The organism is Curtobacterium sp. MCBD17_028 (assembly GCF_003234875.1).
Lineage (GTDB): Bacteria > Actinomycetota > Actinomycetes > Actinomycetales > Microbacteriaceae > Curtobacterium.
Genome location: NZ_QKTQ01000005.1, coordinates 96,901 through 119,260 on the forward strand (window position 1 = coordinate 96,901; position 22,360 = coordinate 119,260).

Below are 22,360 nucleotides of genomic sequence, written 5' to 3' on the forward strand. Positions count from 1 at the left end.
GATGACCGACACGCTGGTCAGCGACGCCCCCGCGAGCCGCGCCGAGGACCGCACCGCGCCTCCCGGCTCGTTCCCGGTGACCCTCATGGTCCGCCGGTTCGACCCGGACGTCGACGCCGAGCCGCACTGGCAGGAGTTCGGCGTGATGATGCTGCCGACGGACCGGATCCTCGACGCCCTGCATCAGGTGAAGTGGGAGCAGGACGGTTCGCTGACCTTCCGCCGGTCGTGTGCACACGGCGTCTGCGGCTCGGACGCCATGCGCATCAACGGTCGGAACCGGCTCGCCTGCAAGACGCTGATCAAGGACCTCGACGTGTCGAAGCCGATCTACGTCGAGGCGATCAAGGGCCTGCCGCTCGAGAAGGACCTCGTCGTCGACATGGAGCCGTTCTTCGCCTCCTACCGCGAGGTCCAGCCGTTCCTGCAGTCGAAGTCCGCCCCGCAGAAGGGCAAGGAGCGCGTGCAGTCCGTCGCCGAGCGTGAGCGCTTCGACGACACGACGAAGTGCATCCTGTGCGCGGCGTGCACGTCCTCGTGCCCGGTGTTCTGGACCGACGGGCAGTACTTCGGTCCGGCCGCGATCGTCAACGCGCACCGGTTCATCTTCGACTCCCGGGACGACGAGGCGAAGGTCCGTCTCGACATCCTCAACGACAAGGAGGGCGTGTGGCGCTGCCGCACGACCTTCAACTGCACCGACGCCTGCCCGCGCGGCATCCAGGTCACCAAGGCGATCGCAGAGGTCAAGCAGGCACTCGTCCGAGGCCGCGCCTAGGACCGCTCGGTAGGCTCCGACCATGACCTTCGCGGACGTCCGCCCCACGCTCGATCAGCTCGGCTACACCGACCGGTACGTGGTGCTCCCCGGGGAGCACCCGCTCGACGAGCCGGTCGAGGGAGCCCTGCGGATCGTGCCGGTCGATGCCGCGTCGGCGCACGGGCAGGACTGGGCCCTCGAGGTCGTCGACTACGGCAACCCCCGCCGATTGGCCGTGGCCCGCAGTGAGGACGACGCGGTCGAGATGCTCCGGCGGTTCCTCAACCGTCCGTTCCCGCCGGCCCGCGACGTCCCGCAGTCCGACCTCGACGCCCTCCGCGATCGTGCGGGCGCCACGTACCCGCAGCTCGCGGCGCAGGCGCACGGCGCGGGCAACGCGGGCCTGACGATCCAGATCCCAGCCGGGATCCCCGTCGACCGCGTCGGCGGTCCGGACGGTTACCTGCTGCACCCCCTGGACACCCCGCTCCCCGCTCGGTCACTGCCGCCGCACGCGATGCAGCGCCCGGACGTGCACCGCTACGTGACGGACCGGCCGTTCCTCGTGAACGTCCGGCTCGTGCAGCCCTGGTTCGACCAGCCCGGCGGTGCGTTGCGGTTCGCGATCGCCGATCCCGGGGTGACGGTGCGCGACCTCGTGGTCGACGGTTCGCTCGTCCGACTCCGGGTCGTCTGACCGCGACCGCTCCGCCGACCGCACCGAGGCGCCCTGCTCAGGGGACGAGTGCGAGCTTGCCGCCCGGGTGCCCCTCCTGCAGGAACCGCAGCGCCTCGACGGCGTCGGCGAGCGGCCATGTCCGGGCGACCGGCACGACGAGCTCCCCCGACGCCGCCATGTCCACGAGCTGCTGCCGCACCGAGTCGCGGAACGCGGCACTCTCGGGCTGCGCACCGCCCACGGCCCGGAAGCCGTCCCGCTGGGCACGACCGTGCGCGGCGATGGTCACGATGCGGTCGCGGTCGACCACGAGCTCGAGCGACACGTCGACCGCCTCGTCGGTGCCGACACAGTCGATCGCCGCCGCGACACCCTCCGGTGCGAGCGCGCGCACCCGGTCGGCCAGGCCCCCGCCGTACGCCACGGGCTCGCCACCGAACCGCCGTACCGTCTCGGCGTTCGCCTCCGACGCGGTGCCGATCAGGCGGATGCCCCGCTGTCGCGCCTGCTGGAGCACGCTGACCCCGACCGATCCGGATGCACCGTGCACGAGCACCGTGTCGCCCTCGCCCGGGTGGACGACCCGCAGCACGTCGGCCGCCGTCGTCCCGGCGAGGAACAGGTTCGCCGCCGCGGCATCGTCGAGGGTGTCCGGCGCCGCGAACACGTCGTGCGCCGGGACGGTGATGTCCGTCGCGTAGCCGCCGTCGACCCGGAACGCGATGACGCGGTCGCCGGTGCTCCCACCGCCGGACGCGATCGTCGTCCCCGGTCCGATGGCGCTGATGACGCCCGCGACCTCGTACCCGATCCCCATCGGCAACTGGGAGCGGTCGGCGTTCGGACCGCCCTGGGTGTGCTTGTAGTCGGCGGGGTTGACGCCGGCCGCCCGGACGCTGATCGTCACCTCACCCGCGCGGGGCTCCGGCACGGTCGTCTCCACGAACTCGAACACCTCGACGCCGCCGAACTCCGGCGCGATCCACCGCTTGGCCATCCCGGTCCACTCCCGTCCGGTGTCGTCCTTCGGCACCGTCCGCGCCATCCAACGCCCGACGGCTGCACGGCGCCCCGGAGCCGGCCGGGAAGCGGGGCGGTCGGCGACCGTCTCGGCGCGTCGGGCGCGGACAGCACGACGGCCCCCGGCCCGGGAGGGACGGCGGCCGTCGAGCTGGCCCGGTGCGGGCTCGACGGCCCCCGGCCCGGGAGGGACGGCGGCCGTCGAGCTGGCCCGGTGCGGGCCTGCGTCGGTGCGGGATGCGGCTCCGCGTCAGGCGCGGACCGCGGCCACGCGGTCGGTGAACGGTGCGAGGAACGGGTGTCCGGCCTCCAGACCGGTGATCTGCTGCGCGACGTCCGTGTCCGAGGCATCCGATCGGAGCAGGGCCTGGAGTTCGACGCTCTGCTCGTCGTCCGCGACGTCGAAGCGGAGCGCGGCGCCCATGGCGTCAAGTAGCGCGGTCGGCTCGACGCCCTCCTCTGCGAGGGCAGCCCCGGGCGACACGAAGCGCTCGTCGCGCGAGAGCTTGCGGAGCGGCTGCCGCCCGACCCGCGTCACCGTGTCGGGCAGGTGCGGGTTCTCGAAGCGGGCGATGATGGCCGTCACGTAGGCGCGGTGCACCTCGGGGTCGAGCTCGTGCCGACGGACGAGCAGGTCGCTCGTCTCGCCGAGCACGGACTCGAGGGCCGACCGGACCGCGGGGATCGCGATCGCGTCCGAGATCTTGTCCGCACCGGCGAGGTACCCGTGGTAGGCCACGGTCGCGTGCCCGGTGTTGACGGTGAAGAGCTTCCGCTCGATCGACGCGGCGAGCCCGTCGACGTAGTGCGCTCCGGGGATCGTGGGCTCCGTGCCGGCGAACGGCGTGCGGTCGATCGCCCACTCGAAGTAGGTCTCGACGGTGACGTCGAGGCCCGCGTCGGCCGGCTGTGCCGGGACGATGCGGTCGACGGCGGTGTTCGCGAACACCGCCTTGGCGAGCGCCGCGTCCCGCTCGCCCTCGGGCAGCGCGTCGACGATGAACTCGCGGAGGCGGTCGGTCGCGTTGATCGCGTTCTCGCACGCCATGACGGCGAGCGGCGCTGCCTCCGGGTCGCGCTCGACGAGGCCGCGCGCGATGACCGGGGCGATGAACCGGAGCACGGTGGGCCCGACGGCGCAGGTGACGACGTCGGCCGCGGCCACCTCGGCGACCACGCCGGCCTCGTCCTGAGCGCTGTTCACCGCGCGGAAACCGGTCACGACGTGGTCCTGCGCACCGGCGCCGACCTCGTGCACCGTGTACGAGTCGGCGGCCGCGAGCGCGTCGATGAGCGGCGCGGCGACGTCGGCGAAGACGACCTCGTACCCGGCCTCGTGGAGGAGGAGCCCGACGAAGCCGCGCCCGATGTTGCCGGCACCGAAGTGGACGGCGACGCTCACTCGTTCACCTCGCCGAGGATCGCCATGATCGCCGCGGCGTCGGGCGCCTCGGTGAGCGCCTGCACCTGGTCCTCGTCGGAGAACACGATCGCGATCTTCGACAGGATGTCGAGGTGCTCGTTGTTGACGCCGGCGATGCCGACGACGAATCGCACCTCGTTGCCGTCCCAGTCGATGGGCGACGCGTAGCGGATGAACGACAGCGCGGACGTCTTGATGGCGTCCTTCGCCTCGTTCGTGCCGTGCGGGATCGCCAGGAAGTTGCCCATGTAGGTGGACACGCTCTTCTCGCGCTCGAGCATGGCGGGGTAGTAGTCCCCCGTGACCGCACCGGCGGCCTCGAGGATGTCGGCCGCCTCCTTCATCGCCTCCGTCTTGGTCGGAGCGGTGTCCTCGGTGTGGATCCGGATCTGGCTCTCCTGCAGGACGGGCATCGGTGGTTCTCCTTGTTCGTGGCTGTGGGGCGGGGGAACGCGTCGTCCGCGTTCCCCCGCCCCGTGGGTGTGGTGCCGTGTGGTGCGGTTACTGCTGCTTCAGCTGGTCGACGACCTGGTCGTACTGGGGCGCGTTCATGAAGTTACCGACCGACACGTGCTGCGCGTTCGGGTTCTTCTGCTTCGCCCGGTCGGTGAGCTCCTCCTGGGTGATGATGAGGTCCTCGTCACCCGAGAGGTTCGCGATCGCCTTGTTGACGACCGTGACGCCCTCGATACCGGCCTTCTTGATCTTGTTCCGCAGGACGCTCGCGCCCATGGCACTCGAGCCCATGCCGGCGTCGCAGGCGAACACGACGTTCTGGACGCGCGTGGCGGTGGTGGTGCCCGTCGCGGAACCGACGCCGCCGAAGGACGACTCGGTCTCCTCCTCGTTCGCCGGGGCGTTCGAGCCGAAGATGCCCGCGGTCGCGGCGTTGACGTCGCGGCCCTTGTTCGCCTGCATGCGGGCGAGGGCGTCGCTCATGTCGCCACCACCGGCGGCCAGGTCCCGCTTGCGGGTCGAGATGAGGAAGAAGGACGCGACGGCGCCGGACACGAGCGCCGACAGGACGACGGAGAGGATGACGCCGACGTAGCTGTCCCGCGAGGTGTTGAAGAGCACCGCGAGGATCGAGCCGGGCGAGGCCGGGGCGACGAGACCGGACCCGAACGTGACGTTCGTGGCGACACCGGTCGCACCACCGAGGATGACGGCGATGAACAGGATCGGCTTCTGCAGCACGTACGGGAAGTAGATCTCGTGGATGCCACCGAAGAACTGGATGAGGATCGCGCCGGGAGCCGTCGACCGCGCGACGCCGACACCGAAGAAGGTGAAGGCGAGGAGGATGCCGAGACCGGGGCCGGGGTTCGCCTCGAGGAGGAACAGGATCGACTTGCCGGACTGCTGGACCTGCTGCGCGCCGAGCTGGTCGAGCACGCCGTGGTTGATCGCGTTGTTGAGGAAGAAGACCTTCGCCGGCTCGATGATGACGCTCGCGAGCGGCAGCAGGTGCGCGTGCACCAGCCACTCGACGGCGGCACCGAGGCCGTCCGCGATGCGGAGGAAGATCCAGGACAGCCAGAAGAAGCCGACCATGAACAACCCGAAGCCGAGGATGCCGGCCGCGTAGTTGTTCACGAGCATCTCGAAGCCCGGCTTGATCTTGCCGTCCCAGATGCGGTCCACCTGCTTGATGAGATACGCGCCGAGCGGGCCGCAGATCATCGCGCCGAGGATCATCGTCGTGCCCGACGCGCCGAGGATGACGCCCATGGTGAAGATCGAGCCGACGACCGCACCGCGGATGTCGTAGACCATCCGGCCACCCTGGATCGCGATCGCGAGCGGGATGAGGTAGGTGAGGATCGGGCCGACCACGCCGACGTTCGCGACGCCGTGCGTGGTGCCGAAGCCGCCGAGGACGCCGACGGGAGTCCAGCCGGTCTGGATGAAGAAGGCGGTGATGATGCCCCACGCGATGAAGATCGCGATGTTCGGCATCACCATGCCGGAGAGGAAGGCGCCGAACTTCTGGACGGCGACCCGACCGCCGCCCCGCTTCTGTGCGGGGGCGCCGGTCGCTGCGACGGACGTCGTTGTCATGTGCGTTCTTTCTGGTGTGGGTTCGTGGGAACGGATCGGAGGGAACGGGACGGGGAGGTCAGGCGACGTGCGCCGACGTCGCAGCGGCACGTGCGGCCGCGGCGGACGGGGCGGCGAGCGCGGCCCGGGCCATCTCGCGCGCCTGCTCGAGGGTGTGCTGGCCGAGTTCGGCGCGCACGTCCGCGAGGGCGGCGGGGGTCATGGAGAGCGTGGTGGCGCCGAGACCGACGAGGACGACGGCGAGCAGCGGGTCGGCCGCGGCCTCACCGCAGATCCCCACGGCCTTGCCCGCGTCACGCCCGGCAGCACCGAGCTGGGCGACGAGGCGCAACACCGCGGGGTGCCACGGGTCCTGGTAGGAGGCGACGGACCCGAGCAGCCGGTCCGCGGCGAGCGTGTACTGCGTCAGGTCGTTCGTGCCGATGGAGACGAAGTCCGCCTGCTGGAACACCTGCTCTGCGAGGAGCGCGAGCGACGGCACCTCGGCCATGACACCCGCGGTCCGGACACCGAGCTCGCGGGCCAGGGACACGAAGTACGCGGTCTCCTCGGCGTCCGCCACCATGGGCGCCATCACCCAGAGGTCGGCCTCGGTCTCGGCGTCGGCCTGGACGAGCGCGGTGAGCTGGTCACGGAGGACCGCCTCGTGGTGTCGCAGCGCCCGGAGGCCACGGCGACCGAGTGCGGGGTTCTCCTCGTCCTGGTCGGTCAGGAACGACAGCGGCTTGTCCGCCCCCGCGTCGAGCGCGCGGACGACGACCTTCTTGCCGGGGAACGCGGACAGCAGCTGCACGTAGGCCTGACGCTGCGCCTCCACGGTCGGTGCGGTCGGCGAGTCGAGGAACAGGAACTCGGTGCGGAACAGGCCGACGCCCTCGGCGCCGAGCGCGACGGCGCCCGCGGCATCGGCGGGGTTGCCGAGGTTCGCCAGGAGCGGCACGAGCGTGCCATCGGCGAGCGCGCCGGGGGTGACCGGTCGGTCGGCCGCGGCGAGACGCTCGGCGATCCGGGCCTCCGTCGCGGTGACGAGGTCGGGATCGGGGTCGGTGACGACCACGCCGGCAGCGGCGTCGACGACGACCGTCTGGCCGTCGACGAGGTCCGCGGCGCCCTCGACGCCGACGATCGCCGTGATGCCCTTCGCCCGGGCGAGGATCGCGGTGTGCGAGGTGGGGCCGCCGTCGCTCGTGACGAGCGCGAGCACCTTGCCGAGGTCGAGCAGGGCGGTGTCCGCCGGGGCGAGGTCGCGCGCGACCAGGACGAAGGGGGTGTCCGAGTCGGGCACGCCCGGTGCGGGCACCCCACGGAGCTTCGCGATGATGCGCTGGGACACGTCGCCGAGGTCGGCCGCCCGCTCCCCCATGTAGCCGCCCATCGCGGCGAGGATGTCCTGGAACGCGGCGAACGCGTCGTGCACGGCGCGCTCCGCGTTCGCGCCACCGCTGATCCGGGTGTGGACGTCGTCGAGCAGCGTCGGGTCCTGCGCCATGAGCGCCTGGGCCTCGAGCACGGCCTGGGCGTCGCCACCGGCGAGCGCGCCGCGCTTCGTCAAGTCGTCGGCGACCGCGGCCACGGCCTCGTGCACGGCGGCGTCCGCGGCCTCGACCGGACCGTCGAGCGGTGCCGACGACGGAGCGCCGAGGGGCTCGGGCATGCGCAGCACGGGTCCGAGCGCGACGCCGCGGCCCACCCCGGTTCCGGGCAGTTCGGACATTCGAGACTCCTTCATCTCATCGCGCAGATCAGGCGGTGCGGTGGGGCTGGACGACGGCGCACGGGCGGCGCGCTGCGACGACCATACATCGATTCCGATTGACAAACAAACAAATCCGGGGATAAAAATGCAGAAACAGATGCCCGTTTGCGTCTGACTCCCCCCGCCCCGGCCACTCGGGCCTCCGGGGACGTCGGTCCATGCCCGTTTCGCCCACTCCGAGGTCCGATGTACGCACCAGAACGTCACCAGCGCATCGTCGAGCAGGCGCGCGCGCAGGGGCGGGTCGACGTCAAGGACCTCGCCGAACTCCTCGCGGTCACGCCCGAGACGATCCGCCGCGACCTCACGAGCCTCGAACGGCGCGGCCTCGTCCGGCGCGCGCACGGCGGCGCGATCCCGGTCGAGCGGATCACGATCCACGCGGGCGTGGGCGACCGCGGCGGCATCAACACGGCCGAGAAGATGGTGATCGCCGAGGCCGCGCTCGACGAACTCCCCGAGGGCGGCTCGATCATCATCGACGCGGGCACCTCGACCATCTGCCTCGCCGAGATGCTGCCGACCGACCGCGGGCTCACCGTCGTGACGCACTCGCTGCCGGTGGCGATGGCGGTCGCCAACCGGCCCGGGATCGACCTGCACTTCCTCGGCGGGAACATCCGGAGCGACTCCCTCGCGGGCGTCGGCACGTGGACCCACCAGCTCGTCGGCATGGTGAGCGTCGACGTCGCGTTCCTCAGCATCAACGGCATCACACCCGAGCGGGGCCTGACGACCCACAACCTGGCGGAGGCCGCCGTGAAGACCGCGCTCATCAAGGCCGCGCGGCGGAGCATCCTGCTCGCCGACCACTCGAAGTTCGGCCGCGAGGAGTTCGGGCGCGTGGCACCGCTCGCCGCGATCGACACGATCATCACCGACCCCGCGGTCAACCTCGACCTCGTGCGCGAGGTCGAGGCCGCCGGCACCGAGGTCTTCTGGCCCGGACGGGACTGACCCGTCGGCCGCGACCGTCCACGGCCACACCGGCCGCGCTCGCTACCATGAGGGCGCATCCACCCGGACCACGCGTCCGATCGAGACAGGAGTTCCGATGTCCGAAGCCACCCGCACCGTCACCGTCGCCAGCGGATCGGGGCTGCACGCCCGCCCCGCTTCGCTGTTCGTGCAGAACGTCACGGCGTCCGGTCACCAGGTCACGATCGCCAAGGGTGACAAGTCGGCCAACGCGGGCAGCATCCTCGGTCTCCTCGGGCTCGGCGTCGAGAACGGCGACGAGGTCACGCTCACGGTCACGGGCGACGACGCCGACGCGACCGCCGACGCACTCGTGACCTTCCTGCAGACCGACCACGACGCGGCCTGACCGCGGCCGCGGCTAGCGCGTCGTGCCACCCGCCGGCCGGGAGGCCCGTGGTGGCGCCGCCACGGACCTCCCGGCAGGGGCGCACGTCCGGGACGGGCCCCGTCGGAGGCCGCCGCTAGGGTTGAACCCATGACCCGCCTGCGTCTCGCGACCGTCAACGTCAACGGCATCCGCGCCGCGTTCCGCAAGGGCATGGGCGACTGGCTGCAGGGGCGGGACGTCGACGTGCTCGCCCTGCAAGAGGTCCGTGCGTCCACCGACGACCTGCAGGAGCTCCTCGGTGAGGACTGGAACGTCGTGCACGACCCTGCGACGGCGAAGGGCCGCGCGGGCGTGGCGATCGCCTCGCGCGACCGGGCCCGGATCCACCGTGTCGAGCTCGGCCCGGACGACTTCGACTCGGCGGGCCGGTGGCTCGAGGCCGACTACGAGGTCGGCGACGCGGTCGTCACGGTGGTGAGCACCTACGTGCACTCCGGCGAGGCCGACACCCCCAAGCAGGACGAGAAGTGGCGCTTCCTCGACGCGATGGAGCAGCGCCTCCCGGCCCTGCAGCGGCACAACGAGCTCGCGGTCGTCGTCGGCGACCTCAACGTCGGGCACGACGAGCGCGACATCAAGAACTGGAAGGGCAACGTGAAGCGGGCCGGCTTCCTGCCCCGCGAGCGCGCCTACTTCGACCGCTTCCTCGGCGCCGCCGGCGAGCAGGTGGACTGCGTCGACGGCACCACCGGCACCGGGCTCGGATGGGTCGACGTCGGACGGGAGCAGGCCGGCGACGTCCCCGGCCCCTACACGTGGTGGTCGTGGCGCGGCCAGGCGTTCGACAACGACTCCGGTTGGCGCATCGACTACCAGATGGCGACGCCCGCGCTCGCGGCGAAGGTCACGGCGTACGCGGTGGACCGCGCGGCCGCGTACGACCAGCGATGGTCCGACCACACCCCCGTGGTCGTCGACTACGAGGTCTGACCCCCGACTCCCCGGCCCCCTCGGCCGCCCACGCAAGGACACCTGCACCATGACGAAGACCCGCTTGTTCTCCGGCATCCAGCCGTCCGCCGGATCGCTCCACCTCGGCAACTACATCGGCGCGCTCATGCAGTGGCGGGACCTGCAGACCACGTACGACGCCATCTACTGCGTCGTCGACATGCACGCGATCACCTCGCCGCAGGACCCGGCCGCCCTGCGCGAGAACACCCGTCGCACGGCCGCGCAGTACATCGCGGCCGGGATCGACCCCGAGCAGTCCACGCTGTTCGTGCAGTCGCACGTCCCCGCGCACGCCGAACTCGCCTGGGTGCTCAACACCATCACCGGCTTCGGCGAGGCGAGCCGGATGACCCAGTTCAAGGACAAGGCCGCACGGCAGGGCACCGAGTCGGCGTCCGTCGGCCTGTTCACGTACCCGATGCTCATGGCCGCCGACATCCTGCTCTACGGGTCCGCGATCGTGCCGGTCGGCGATGACCAGCGCCAGCACGTCGAGCTGACGCGGGACCTCGCGGGCCGCTTCAACTCGCGCTTCGGCGACACGTTCGTCGTGCCCGAGGCCCACATCCTGGCCGAGACCGCACGGATCTACGACCTGCAGACGCCGACGAGCAAGATGAGCAAGTCGGCGGCGACCGACGCGGGTCTCATCCAGTTGCTCGACGACCCGAAGCGCACCGCCAAGAAGATCCGATCGGCCGTCACGGACACCGAGCGCGACGTCCGGGCCGACCGCGAGCACAAGCCGGGCGTGACCAACCTGCTCACGATCCTGTCGGCGTTCACGCGGACCCCGGTCCCGGAGCTCGAGCAGGCCTTCGTGGGCAAGGGTTACGGCGATCTCAAGGGCTCCGTGGCGGACGCCGTCGTGGCCGAGCTCGAGCCCGTCCGCGCGCGGACCCTCGAGCTGCTCGACGACCCGGCCGAGCTCGACCGGCTCCTCGCCGTCGGGGCGGACCGGGCGGAGTCGATCGCCGAGTCCACGCTCGCCACCGTCTACGACCGCATCGGCTTCGTGCCGCGGCACCGCTGACCCGTCCCCGCCGGACGTGCTCCCCGTCACGCTGCGGTCCCCCGTCGCCCGCCTCGACATGCCGACGCGGGCGGACGCACCCGCGATCACCGAGGCGTGCCAGGACGCCGAGATCGCGCGTTGGACGACGATCCCGACGCCGTACGGGCCGCGTGACGCCCATGCCTTCGTCGACGCCCTGGTCGGCCCGGGCTGGGCGTCCGACCGCGAGTACACGTGGGCGATCCGCCGGCCGTCGAGCACGTGGCTCGAGGGCGTCGTGGCGTTCCGGCCCGCGCACCGCGACATCGGGTTCTGGCTCGCGCCCTCGGCGCGCGGGCACGGGCTCATGGCCGAGGCCGTGCGACTCGTGACCGGGTGGGCGTTCGAGCAGGGCCACGAGGACGTGTACTGGGAGTGCTTCGTCGGCAACCGGGCGTCGGCCGCGGTGGCGCGACGGGCGGGGTTCGCCTACACCGGGACCGGACCCGGGCTCATCCCCGGCCGTGACGGCACCCCCGTGACCTGCTGGAAGGGACTGCTCCGAGCGGACGGCCGATCGGCCTCGGACCTGCCGTGGCCGGCGGCCGCGCTCGACGCCTGACGCCCGGCCGGCGGCCGGGAGCCTCGCTATGCTCGACCGGGTGAGCACCGCGCCCTCCGGACCCGTCTCCCCGGCCGAGGAGCGGGCCATGCGCCGCGCGCTCGAACTCGCGGCCGAGGGTCCGCGCGTCGGCGACCACGCGCGCGTCGGCGCCGTCGTCCTGGCGTCGGACGGCTCCGTGCTCGCCGAGGGACACCACCGTGGTGCGGGCACGCCCCACGCCGAGGTCGAGGCACTGTCAGCGCTCCCGCCGGGCGCGGCCCGTGGTGCGACGATGGTGGTCACGCTCGAGCCGTGCGACCACGTCGGCCGCACCGGACCGTGCTCGGTCGCTCTGCTCGACGCCGGGGTGACCCGCGTCGTGTACGCGATCGACGACCCGGGCGAGCACGCGCACGGCGGTGCCGCACGCCTCCGCGCCGCGGGCGTCGACGTCGTGTCCGGGCTCCTCGCGGACGAGGCCGAGTCGTTCCTCGAGCGCTGGCTGCTCTCGGTCCGACTCGGCCGGCCCTGGGTGACGGTGAAGTGGGCCATGAGCCTCGACGGCCGGGCCGCGGCGGCGGACGGCTCGAGCAAGTGGATCACGGGGGCGGCCGCGCGGCAGCACGTCCACGAGCAGCGCGCGGACCACGATGCGCTGCTCGTCGGTACCGGTACCGTGCTCGCCGACGATCCGAGCCTCACCGCGCGGGGCGACGCGGGCGAGCTCATGCCGGTGCAGCCCCTGCCCGTCGTGGTCGGTGACCGCGCGGTGCCGGACGACGCCGCACTGCGCCGCCATCCCCGCGGCTTCCGCGCGGTTCCGGGCCACGACCTCGAGGCCGCGCTGCGCTCCCTCCGCCCCCTCGGGGTGCACACCGTCTTCGCGGAGGGCGGTCCGACGGTCGCGAGCGCCCTCATCCGGCGCGGCCTCGCCGACGAACTGCTGGTGTACGCGGCGCCGGTGCTGCTCGGCGGTCCACGCACGGCCCTCGATGACCTCGGCGTGGGAAGCATGGACGACCGCCTGCGGTTGACCATCGCATCGTCCACGGAACTCGGCCCGGACCTGCTGTTCCGGGCCCGCATCGACCGGAGCACCACATGAGCGACGCGCTGACCTCCCCCACACCGGGCAGTCCCGTGCGGTTCGAGGTCGCCACCACCGTCCCGACCGTCCACGGCCGGTTCGAGATGCGCGCGTACCGGGACCTCGTGACCGGGGCGGACCACGTCGCCGTCATCGCGCGCGACCGCACCGGGAACGCCCCGGCCGACGGAGCGCTCGTTCGAGTGCACTCGGAGTGCCTGACCGGCGAGGCCTTCGGGTCGCTCAAGTGCGAGTGCGGCCCGCAGCTCGACGCCGCGCTCGACACCATCGCCGCCGAGGGCGGGGTCGTCGTCTACCTGCGGGGGCAGGAGGGCCGGGGCATCGGGCTCATCGACAAGCTCCGCGCCTACCGGCTGCAGGAGGACGGGCTCGACACGCTCGACGCGAACCTCGCGCTCGGCCTGCCCGCGGACGCGCGTGAGTACGGCGGGGCAGCGGGGATCCTCACGGACCTCGGGATCACCCACATCCGGCTGCTGTCGAACAACCCCGAGAAGCGCCGGCAGCTCGAGGAGCACGGGATCGTCGTCGACGAGCTCGTGCCGCTCGTGGTCGGTGTCTCGGCCGAGAACGCCGGCTACCTCGACACGAAGCGCGACCGGATGGGACACGCCCTCCCCGCGCATCTCGAGGCGGACCTCCCCGGCTGATCGGTCGGGCGGCGGAGCCCATCCGGCGCCGCGGCGTTGGTATCCCAGGCTCTGGGCGGATTCGCAGGTTCGACGACGAGCACGTAGACTGTGTGGACCGTCACGAGCGGTACCTCGACGAACGCATCCGACCGGTGTCCGCGCCCACCTGCGCGAACCGGTCGTCGACCCGACGTTCGTGTCCGCACCGCACCCGTCCCGGGTGCTCCCCTCGGAGTCCGACGCGCAACCATGTCCGCACCCGCTCCGGCGACGTCCGTCGCCGCACCCACCACCAACCCGCGCTCACGCGTGGTGATCGCCAGCCTCGTCGGCACGTCGATCGAGTTCTACGACTTCTACGTCTACGCGACCGCCGCGGTCCTCGTGTTCCCCAGCCTGTTCTTCCCGAACGAGAGCGCGGTCGCCTCGCAGCTGTCGTCGTTCGTGACGTTCGCGCTGGCGTTCTTCGCACGCCCGGTCGGATCGATCATCTTCGGCCACTTCGGTGACCGCATCGGCCGGAAGACCACGCTGGTCGCCTCCCTCCTCGTGATGGGGAGCGCGACGTTCCTCATCGGCGTCCTGCCGACGTTCGCGCAGATCGGTGTCTGGGCGCCGGTCCTCCTCGCCGTCATGCGGTTCTGCCAGGGCGTCGGCCTCGGGGGCGAGTGGAGCGGGGCGGCGCTTCTGGCGACCGAGAACGCGCCGTCCGGCCGCCGGGGCGTCTTCGGGTCGCTCCCCCAGCTCGGCGCGCCGATCGGGTTCCTCATCGCCAACGGCGTCTTCATCGTGCTCAACGCGCTCATGCCGGCCGCGGCGGGACAGGCGGCATCGCCCGCGTTCCAGTCCTTCGGCTGGCGGATCCCGTTCCTCCTCAGCGCCGTGCTCGTGGTGATCGGACTCTACGTCCGGTTCAAGCTCATCGAGTCGCCGGTGTTCACGGGGGTCGTGGAATCGGGCGCGGTCGCCAAGGTGCCGCTCGGCCGTGTGTTCCGCACGTCCTGGCGTGCGGTCGTCGTCGGGACGTTCGGGATGGTCGCGACGTACGTGCTGTTCTACTTCATGACGACGTTCACGCTGACGTACGGCACGGCGCCGTCCACCGTGACCGCCGGTGCGAAGATCGGGCTCGGGTACCCGCGGGGCGAGTTCCTCGGCCTCCTCATGATCGGCGTCGTCTTCTTCGGGATCTTCACGCCGATCGCCGGCATGCTCGCGGACCGCTTCGGGCGCCGCCCGACGCTCATCCTGACGACGATCGGTATCGTGCTGTTCGGCCTGACGTTCCAGTTCTGGTTCGCGTCCGCGCATGGGCCGCTCGGCACGGTGACGTTCCTCGTCGTCGGACTCTCGCTCATGGGCCTGACGTTCGGTCCGATGGGTGCGCTCCTGCCCGAGCTGTTCCCCGCGAACGTCCGGTACACGGGCTCGGCCGTCGCCTACAACGTCGCGAGCATCCTCGGTGCCTCCCTCGCCCCGACCGTCGCGATCGCCCTGTGGAGCGCCAAGGGGAACATCTTCCTCGTCGGGCTCTACCTGACGGGAGCGGCGGTCGTCACACTCGTCGCGCTGTTCTTCGTCCGCGAGACCCGCGGGAGCGACTTCGACCGCACGGACGGCACCGTCGGCGCCGGCACGACAGGGGGGACCACCAGCGCCGGGAGCCTCGCTCCCTGACGCGGGCCACCGCCAGCACGACGGGCGCTCGCCGACCGACCGGGAGGACCGGCACCGGTCGACGGGCGCCCGTCGCCGTGGCGCGGACGGGCGCCTCCGTCAACGCGGGTTGACATGCTGCGAGTGTCAATGTAGGTTGACACCCATGGACAGCGGCACGATCACCGCGCTCGCGGCCGACGCCGGCGACGACGACCCGTTCACGGCCCTCGGTGCCGTGCGGGACCTCCGTCGCGAGGTCGACCGGGTCGAGGCGATCGCCGCCCGTCGCGCACGCAACGCCGGAGCCTCGTGGCAGGAGATCGCCACGCTCCTCGGCGTGAGCCGTCAGGCCGTGCACAAGAAGTACGGCCGCTGCTGACGCGACCTCCGTCACGGGCATGCGCCCGGCACCACCCGAGAAGGAACCGATGAGCAATCCCCTGGCCCGACGCGGCCGCAAGCAGCCGGACGGACCCCGCGCGACCTTCCGTTCACTGCTCCCGTACCTGTTCGAGAACCGCCCGGTGATGGTGTTCATCGTCGTGCTCAGCGTGCTCGGCTCGGCTGCGTCGCTCGCACAGCCCCTGCTCGTGAACCAGGTGATCCAGGCCGTCGAGGCGGGGCACACCCTGACCCTGCTCGTCGTCGCGCTCGCGGCGATGGTCGTCGTCGCGGGGCTCATCAACGGTTTCCAGCACTTCATGCTCCAGCGGGCAGGCGAGGGCGTCGTGCTGTCGAGCCGGCGGCGCCTCGTCGCGCGGATCCTGTCCCTCCCGATCTCCGAGTTCGACGTCCGCCGCACGGGTGACCTCGTGTCCCGCGTCGGCAGCGACACGACGCTCCTCCGCGCGGTCCTGACCCAGGGACTCGTCGAAGCGGTCGGGGGCGCCCTGACCTTCATCGGCGCCGTCGTGGGCATGGCGATCATCGACCCGCTCCTGCTCGGCCTCACCGCCATCGTGATCGCCGTCTCGATCGTCGTCGTCGGCGTGCTGTCGCGCCGGATCCGCGCCGCGAGCAAGGCCGCGCAGGAGAAGGTGGGCGACCTGACGGCCGCAGTGGAGCGCGGCATCAGCGCCGTCCGCACGATCCGAGCCGCGGGTGCCACCGAACGCGAGGTCACGGAGATCGACGGCCACGCCTCGGAGGCCTACCGCCGCGGTCTCGACATCGCGCGGATGTCGGCGTTCGTCGTCCCCGTGGCGAGCATCGCCATGCAGCTCTCGTTCATCGTCGTGATCGGCGTCGGCGGAGGACAGGTCGCCGCGGGCAGCATCCAGGTCGCCACCCTCGTGACGTTCATCCTGCTGCTGTTCATGATGATCATGCCGCTCGGTCAGGCGTTCGGTGCGGCGGTCGCGGTCAATCAAGCCCTCGGGGCCCTCGGCCGCATCCAGGAGATCCTCGACCTGCCCACCGAGGACCAGGACGACCACGCCGCCCTCCCGGCCCCCGCGGTCGCCACGGACGACGCCATCACCTTCGAGCACGTGTCCTTCCACTACCGCGAGGCCGCCGTCCGCGCGGTGACGGAGGCGGACGGCACGGTCCCGGGAACCGCTGCCGCCGTGGCGGTCCCCGCGGTCGACGGGGCGGACGCGCGCGGCCTGCCGGGCGCGCGCACCGCCTCCCGGCCGGACGGCGACACGATCGGCACGGCCAGCGACACGGCCGTCCTGCACGACGTGTCCTTCGGCGTGCGGCGCGGCACGCGCGTCGCGCTCGTCGGCCCCTCCGGTGCCGGCAAGAGCACGACGCTCGCGCTCATCGAGCGGTTCTACGACCCGACCGACGGCGTCGTCCGACTCGGCGGGATCGACGTCCGCGGGCTCGACCGTGCCGAGCTCCGCAGCCAGATCGGGTACGTCGAACAGGACGCCCCCGTGCTCGCGGGGACGATCCGGGCGAACCTGCTGCTCGGCAAGCCCGAAGCGACCGAAGCCGAGTGCGTGCGCGTCCTCGAGGCCGTCAACCTGTCCGACGTGCTCGAGCGCGACGAACGCGGCCTCGACGCCCAGGTCGGCGAGGACGGCGTCATGCTGTCCGGCGGTGAGCGCCAGCGGCTCGCGATCGCCCGCGCGCTCCTCGCCGCACCGCCGATCCTGCTGCTCGACGAGTCGACGTCGAGCCTCGACGGCATCAACGAGCAGCGGATGCGGGCCGCGATCGACGCGGTGGCCGAGGACCGCACGCTCCTCGTGATCGCGCACCGGCTCTCCACCGTCGTCGACTCGGACCACATCGTCGTGCTCGAGCAGGGACGCGTCGTCGGGCAGGGCACCCATTCGGAACTCGTGCAGACGACGCCGCTCTACCGGGACCTGGCGAAGCACCAGCTCCTGGTCTGAGGGCCTGCCCGGACGGTCAGGGCGCGGCGAACGGATCCGGCGTCAGGACGTACACGGTCTCGAGGTACTCCTCGAGACCGTCGTGGGCACCCTCACGCCCGAGCCCCGACGCCTTGACACCACCGAACGGTGCCGCCGCGTTCGAGACGACACCCGTGTTCAGCCCGACCATGCCCGACTCGAGCCGCTCCGCCATGCGCTGGCCGCGCGCGAGGTCCTTCGTGAACACGTACGAGACGAGACCGTACTCGGTGTCGTTCGCCAGCCGGACGGCCTCGGCCTCGGTGTCGAACCGGGTGATCGCCACGACCGGCCCGAAGATCTCGGTCGACAGGATCGCGGACCCGGGCTGGACCGTGTCGAGCACCGTCGGGGCGTAGTAGGTCCCCGGACGGTCCACGCGCTCCCCGCCGAGCACGAGGGTCGCCCCGCGATCGACGGCGTCCGCGACGAGTCGCGCCGCCTTGTCGACCGAGCGCTCGTCGATGAGCGGCCCCATGGTCGTGCCGTCCTCGGTCCCGCGGCCGATGCGGAACCCGCGGACGCGGTCGGTGAGCGCCGCGACGAAGGCATCGGCGATCCCGGCCTGCACGAAGAAGCGGTTCGCCGCCGTGCAGGCCTCGCCCACGTTGCGGAACTTCGCTGCCATCGCCGCGGACACGGCGGTCTCGAGGTCCGCGTCGTCGAACACCACGAGTGGCGCGTTGCCGCCCAGCTCCATGCTCGTCCGGAGCACGTTGTCCGCGGCCAGCTTGAGCAGTGCCGAGCCGACGGGCGTGGACCCGGTGAACGTGAGCTTCCGGAGTCGCGGATCGGCGATGAGCGGCTCCGACTGCGCCGGGGCGTCCGAGGTCGGCACGACACCGAGCACCCCGGCAGGCAGCCCGGCCTCGGCGAACAGCCGCGCGAGGTACAGGGTCGTCAGGGGCGTCAGGTCGGCGGGCTTCACGACGATGGTGCAGCCCGCGGCGAGCGCCGGCCCGATCTTCCGCGTCGCCATCGCCAGGGGGAAGTTCCACGGCGTGATCGCGTAGACCGGGCCGACCGGGCGCTTCAGGACGATGGCGCGACCCGTGCCCTCGGGGTTCGTGCCGTAGGAGCCGCCGATGCGCACGGCCTCCTCGCTGAACCACCGGAGGAACTCGGCGCCGTACACGACCTCGCCGCGCGCCTCGGCCAGGGGTTTGCCCATCTCGAGCGACATCAGCCGCGCGAGGTCCTCGGCGTGCTCGTGCACCAGGTCGAACGTGCGACGGAGCACGTCGGAGCGCCCTCGGGGCGAGGTCGCAGCCCAGGCGTCCTGCGCGACCACCGCGGCGTCGAGGGCCGCCATCGCGTCCTCGGGGGTGGCATCGGCCACGGCGGCGATGACGGCGCCCGTCGACGGGTCGCGGACGTCGAAGGTCCGGCCGGACGACGAGGCACGCCATCCGCCCGCGATGAACAGGCCCGTCGGCACGTCCGTCACCCGGACGACGCCGTCGTCGATCGTGGTCGTGTGCGCGGTGGTGGTCTCGCTCGGGTGCGCGGTCGTGGTGGTCCCGTCGCTCATGCTCGTCTCCTCGGGGTCGCGCGTCAGATCTGGGCGCCGTCGGTGCGTTCGAGTCCCTCCCCGACGTCGCTCCGACCGACGTGCCCACCGGCCGCGCGGATCTCGTCGAGTGCGGCCGCGCTCGGTCCGGACGCGACCCCGGCGACGAGGTCCTCGAACACGAAGACGTCGAGGCCGGCTCGGGCACCGTCGAGGGCCGTCGCCCGGACACAGTGGTCGGTCGCGATGCCGACGACGTCGAGGGCGTGCACCTTCCGGTCGTACAGCAGGTCGACGAGCCCCCGGCCCTGGTCGTCGACACCCTCGAACGCGGAGTACGCCGGCTCCCCCATGCCCTTCCGCACGTGGATGTCGACCGGTGCGGTGTCGAGGTCCGGGTGGTACTCCGCCCCGAAAGTGCCCGCCACACAGTGCACCGGCCACGTCGTGACGTAGTCCGGCTCCCCCGACGCGAAGTGACCGCCGTTGTCGTCGTCGCCGTGGTGCCAGTCGCGCGAGGCGACGATGACGTCGTAGTCGCCCGCGTGCCGCCCGAGGAAGGTCGTGATGCGCGCGGCGGTCACGGCACCTCCGTCGACACCGAGGGCGCCGCCCTCGGTGAAGTCGTTCTGGACGTCCACGATCACGAGCGCTCTGGTCATGCGACCATCCTGTCCCCTGCCGCCGACCGCGGCCGCAGACGGTCAGGAGTTCGCGAGCTTGCCGCCGCATCGGTAGACCGCGGCGGTGATCGCGTCGAGCGCCGGCAGCGCGGCGGCCCGCGACGACCCGAGGGCGTAGAACGCGAACGTCAGCCGCGTGCCGTCCGCGGCGTCCATGTACCCGCCGAGTGTGTTCGCGGTGTCGATCCAGCCCGTCTTGGCGTGCACCTTGCCCGCGGCGACCGCGTTCGCGCCCGTGAAGCGACCGGCGAGCGTCCCGGTGCGACCGGCGATCGGCAGCGACTGCGCGAGCACGCCGAGGCCCTTCTGCCCGGCCGCGACCTGCACCATGAGCTTCGCGACGAGCGCCGGTGCGACCGCGTTCGAGGCGCTCTCGCCCGAGCCGTCCCTGATCGTGATCGCCGAGGCGTCGATGCCGTAGGTCGACAGGGCCGCGCGGTACACGCCGGTCAGCGATGCCGCTGAGCCGTTCGACCCCGACACCTTCGACGAGATCCGGGCGAGCATCTCGGCGAGCGTGTTGTCGGAGTTCGGGATCATCTGCCCGATCAGGGTCGACACCGGCTGCGACTGTACCTCGGCGATGGTCGTCGTGCCCGTGGTGGCGCGCTTCGTGATCGTCGCCGACGCCGCACCGACCACGCCCGCGTTCGCCAGGGCGGTGCGGAACATCGCGCCAGCGCGGCCGACGGGATCGGTCGACCGGGGGGAGGTCGCGAGACCGGGACTGGCGCGGTCACCGTCCACCATGAGCGCGGTGATCTCCGGCTGGTAACCGATGGTCCGCTCGGTGACCGGCCACGTCGGGTCCCACGCGTCCGCGTCGTTCCAGTACGTGTCGTCGGTGACGATCGTCGTCACGGGCGTGCTGCCGAGCGTCGTCTTGACCTGTTGCGCCAACTGCACGAGCGTCGGGGCCCCGGGGTAGACGGTGGCCCCGCCCGCCGAGAGGGTCGGGTCACCGTGGCCGACGATCGCGACGGTGCCGCCGCCCTCGGAGACCACCGTGGTCGGGATGCGGTAGCCCGCACCGAGGTCGGCGAGCGCCGTCGCGGTCGTGAGCGTCTTCATGACGCTCCCCGTCCGTGCGGGCGTGCCGCCGCTCCGGTCGAACAGGGTCTCGCCCGTCGCGGCGTCGACGACGACGCCCTCGAACTGACCGAGACCAGCGGCGGAGGCCGCCCCTGCGACCGAGCACGTCCCGATCGCCGTCGGACCGGCGGGGTCGGTCGGCACCGGTCGGGCGGCCACCGTCGGCGTCGGCGTCGGTGTCGCCGACCGTGTCGCCGGAGGCGCGGACCGGGAGGCGCCACTCGCCGCCGTCACGCCGGTCACGGGCCTCCCGGCGCCGGGTGTCGTCGCCGCCGCGATCGCGGCGGCGCCACCGGACCCGAGCACGAGGACCGCGACGAAGGCGCCGACCGCCCACGGCATCGGGCGTCGCGCGACCGCACCGCGGAGGCGCGTCAAGGCCGCGCGCCCACCGTGCGGGGCGTCGGCGGCGGGGACGTGGTCGGCGTGGTTCGGCGCGTCGAGGTCGTCGGACATCGCCGACGATTCTACGGGTGGGTCGGCTCCGCGCCAGTGTCGGTGGTGTCGTCCGTCTCGCCCGGGTAGCGCACGCCGACCTGCCGACGCGCCTCGTCCATGACCTCCATGATCGCGACGGTCTGCTCGATCGGCATCGGTCCGCCCTCGTGGTCACCCGACGCGATCATCTCCTCGAACGCCCGCGCCTCGTGGTGGTAGCCGACGCGGTCCTCACGCCCGTCGAACTCCTCGAGCACGTGGCCGTCCCGATCGCGCAGCCGGTAGGTCGTCGGGCCGATCCACGACGGGTCGAGGTCGATCCGCCCTTCGTCCCCGATGATCGACGCCGCGTTCGGGCTGCGCAGGTCGAGCGCGAAGTGCAGCACCGACTGCGCGCCGTCCGGGTGCCCGAGCACGAGCCCCATCTGCGTGTCCACGCCCTGATCGCTCAAGGACCCCACCGCCGCGACCGTCTCCGGCACGCCGAGCGCGTCGACCGCGAACGCCAGCGGGTAGACGCCGAGATCGAGCAGCGCACCGCCGGCCAGCGCCGGGTCGTTCAGTCGGTGCCGCGGGTCCGTCGGCAGGGCCTGGTGGTGGGTCGCCTCGACGAGACGAGGCCGTCCGATGCGACCCTCGTGCACGAGCTGGCGGATCCGGCTCGCCTGCGGCAGGAACCGCGTCCACATCGCCTCGACGACGAGGACCCCGGCGGCTCGTGCCGCGTCCACGACCCGTCGCGCCTCCGCCGCGTTCACCGTGAACGCCTTCTCCACCAGCACGTGCTTGCCCGCCTCGATCGCCCGCAGGGCGTCCTCGGCGTGTGCCGAGTGCGGGGTCGCGACGTACACCGCGTCGACGGTGTCGTCGGCGACCAGGGCGTCGTAGTCGCCGTGGGCGTGCTCGATGCCGTACTCGTCCGCGAACGCCTGCGCTCTGTCCCGCGTCCGCGACCCCACCGCGGTGAAGCGCACCCCGAGCGCGGCGCTGTCCTCCACGAAGGAGCGAGCGATGCCGCCCGTCCCGATCACGCCCCAGCGAACCGTCATGGTCCCTGTCTACCGGGACCGCGACGGACGTGTGCGAAGCGCGCCGCGGACCACCGCTCGCGACGAAGAGGCCCACACCCCGACGTGGGGATGTGGGCCTCGATCGAGCCGCCTGTCGGAATCGAACCGACGACCTATTCATTACGAGTGAATCGCTCTGCCGACTGAGCTAAGGCGGCGGACGCTCCGGATCCGGAGCG

Annotated in this window: 20 protein-coding genes, 1 tRNA gene and 1 pseudogene; 12 read left to right on the top strand and 10 right to left on the bottom strand. The window is 72.1% G+C overall.

What is annotated here, in order from left to right; genetic code table 11:
* Position 1 precedes the first annotated feature (1 nt).
* Together DEI86_RS08185 and DEI86_RS08190 are read left to right on the top strand one after the other, a co-directional pair.
* Positions 2–778: a succinate dehydrogenase iron-sulfur subunit gene (locus DEI86_RS08185; RefSeq protein ID WP_111036623.1), complete on the top strand. Its 777-nt coding sequence runs from the start codon at positions 2–4 to the stop codon at positions 776–778.
* A gap of 22 nt (positions 779–800) precedes the next feature.
* Entirely contained in the window at positions 801–1,457 is a 657-nt protein-coding gene (locus tag DEI86_RS08190; protein WP_111049266.1) for a TNT domain-containing protein, read from the top strand.
* A gap of 37 nt (positions 1,458–1,494) precedes the next feature.
* Here DEI86_RS08190 and DEI86_RS08195 read toward each other — a convergent pair whose 3' ends face one another.
* The 5 genes from DEI86_RS08195 to ptsP all read right to left on the bottom strand — a co-directional run bounded on the left by DEI86_RS08195 (position 1,495) and on the right by ptsP (position 7,657).
* Positions 1,495–2,436, bottom strand: coding sequence for an NADP-dependent oxidoreductase (locus tag DEI86_RS08195; protein ID WP_111049337.1), 942 nt, complete (start codon positions 2,434–2,436; stop codon positions 1,495–1,497).
* A gap of 273 nt (positions 2,437–2,709) precedes the next feature.
* Positions 2,710–3,861 (bottom strand): mannitol-1-phosphate 5-dehydrogenase, encoded by a 1,152-nt coding sequence (locus DEI86_RS08200; protein WP_111049267.1) that lies wholly within the window; start codon positions 3,859–3,861, stop codon positions 2,710–2,712.
* Entirely contained in the window at positions 3,858–4,295 is a 438-nt protein-coding gene (locus DEI86_RS08205; protein ID WP_111036626.1) for a PTS sugar transporter subunit IIA, read from the bottom strand. Before DEI86_RS08205 ends, DEI86_RS08200 begins: the two co-directional genes overlap by 4 nt.
* 88 nt (positions 4,296–4,383) lie before the next feature.
* Positions 4,384–5,943 carry a PTS mannitol transporter subunit IICB gene (locus tag DEI86_RS08210; protein ID WP_181435169.1) on the bottom strand — a complete coding sequence of 520 codons (1,560 nt, stop codon included), beginning with the start codon at positions 5,941–5,943 and terminating at the stop codon, positions 4,384–4,386.
* 58 nt (positions 5,944–6,001) lie between these two features.
* Positions 6,002–7,657, bottom strand: coding sequence for a phosphoenolpyruvate--protein phosphotransferase (ptsP, locus tag DEI86_RS08215; protein WP_111049268.1), 1,656 nt, complete (start codon positions 7,655–7,657; stop codon positions 6,002–6,004).
* A gap of 228 nt (positions 7,658–7,885) precedes the next feature.
* Between ptsP and DEI86_RS08220 the strand changes: the two genes are divergently transcribed.
* The 10 genes and pseudogenes from DEI86_RS08220 to DEI86_RS08265 all read left to right on the top strand — a co-directional run bounded on the left by DEI86_RS08220 (position 7,886) and on the right by DEI86_RS08265 (position 17,367).
* Entirely contained in the window at positions 7,886–8,656 is a 771-nt protein-coding gene (locus DEI86_RS08220) for a DeoR/GlpR family DNA-binding transcription regulator (protein WP_111013490.1), read from the top strand.
* Positions 8,657–8,753: 97 nt separating this feature from the next.
* Positions 8,754–9,026, top strand: a complete 273-nt coding sequence (locus tag DEI86_RS08225) for an HPr family phosphocarrier protein (RefSeq protein ID WP_111009497.1) — start codon at positions 8,754–8,756, stop codon at positions 9,024–9,026.
* Positions 9,027–9,155: 129 nt separating this feature from the next.
* The gene (locus DEI86_RS08230; protein WP_111009496.1) at positions 9,156–9,998 is read left to right on the top strand and encodes an exodeoxyribonuclease III; all 843 of its coding nucleotides are present in this window, start codon (positions 9,156–9,158) and stop codon (positions 9,996–9,998) included.
* Between the two features lie 49 nt (positions 9,999–10,047).
* Positions 10,048–11,055: a tryptophan--tRNA ligase gene (gene trpS / locus DEI86_RS08235; RefSeq protein ID WP_111049269.1), complete on the top strand. Its 1,008-nt coding sequence runs from the start codon at positions 10,048–10,050 to the stop codon at positions 11,053–11,055.
* 16 nt (positions 11,056–11,071) lie between these two features.
* The gene (locus DEI86_RS08240) at positions 11,072–11,638 is read left to right on the top strand and encodes a GNAT family N-acetyltransferase (RefSeq protein WP_111049270.1); all 567 of its coding nucleotides are present in this window, start codon (positions 11,072–11,074) and stop codon (positions 11,636–11,638) included.
* Between the two features lie 28 nt (positions 11,639–11,666).
* Complete coding sequence (gene ribD / locus DEI86_RS08245; protein WP_375342167.1) at positions 11,667–12,725, top strand: bifunctional diaminohydroxyphosphoribosylaminopyrimidine deaminase/5-amino-6-(5-phosphoribosylamino)uracil reductase RibD; 1,059 nt, start codon at positions 11,667–11,669, stop codon at positions 12,723–12,725.
* A 29-nt stretch (positions 12,726–12,754) separates the two neighbouring features.
* Positions 12,755–13,378: pseudogene (gene ribA, locus DEI86_RS08250) on the top strand (GTP cyclohydrolase II); the annotation flags it as partial.
* A gap of 231 nt (positions 13,379–13,609) precedes the next feature.
* Positions 13,610–15,037, top strand: a complete 1,428-nt coding sequence (locus tag DEI86_RS08255; protein WP_111049271.1) for an MFS transporter — start codon at positions 13,610–13,612, stop codon at positions 15,035–15,037.
* Between the two features lie 145 nt (positions 15,038–15,182).
* Positions 15,183–15,398 (top strand): helix-turn-helix domain-containing protein, encoded by a 216-nt coding sequence (locus DEI86_RS08260; protein ID WP_111009491.1) that lies wholly within the window; start codon positions 15,183–15,185, stop codon positions 15,396–15,398.
* A gap of 49 nt (positions 15,399–15,447) precedes the next feature.
* Positions 15,448–17,367 (top strand): ABC transporter ATP-binding protein, encoded by a 1,920-nt coding sequence (locus tag DEI86_RS08265; RefSeq protein ID WP_111049272.1) that lies wholly within the window; start codon positions 15,448–15,450, stop codon positions 17,365–17,367.
* A gap of 16 nt (positions 17,368–17,383) precedes the next feature.
* Here the strand turns inward: DEI86_RS08265 and DEI86_RS08270 are convergent, their stop codons facing one another.
* From DEI86_RS08270 to DEI86_RS08290, 5 genes are all read right to left on the bottom strand, one after another.
* Complete coding sequence (locus DEI86_RS08270) at positions 17,384–18,919, bottom strand: NAD-dependent succinate-semialdehyde dehydrogenase (RefSeq protein WP_111049273.1); 1,536 nt, start codon at positions 18,917–18,919, stop codon at positions 17,384–17,386.
* 23 nt (positions 18,920–18,942) lie between these two features.
* On the bottom strand, positions 18,943–19,560 hold the full coding sequence (locus DEI86_RS08275; RefSeq protein WP_111049274.1) for an isochorismatase family protein: 618 nt from the start codon (positions 19,558–19,560) through the stop codon (positions 18,943–18,945).
* Between the two features lie 42 nt (positions 19,561–19,602).
* On the bottom strand, positions 19,603–21,129 hold the full coding sequence (gene dacB / locus DEI86_RS08280) for a D-alanyl-D-alanine carboxypeptidase/D-alanyl-D-alanine-endopeptidase (protein ID WP_258376488.1): 1,527 nt from the start codon (positions 21,127–21,129) through the stop codon (positions 19,603–19,605).
* 11 nt (positions 21,130–21,140) lie between these two features.
* Entirely contained in the window at positions 21,141–22,160 is a 1,020-nt protein-coding gene (locus DEI86_RS08285) for a Gfo/Idh/MocA family protein (RefSeq protein ID WP_111036629.1), read from the bottom strand.
* Between the two features lie 106 nt (positions 22,161–22,266).
* A tRNA-Thr gene (locus DEI86_RS08290) sits at positions 22,267–22,339 on the bottom strand.
* Positions 22,340–22,360: the final 21 nt, after the last annotated feature.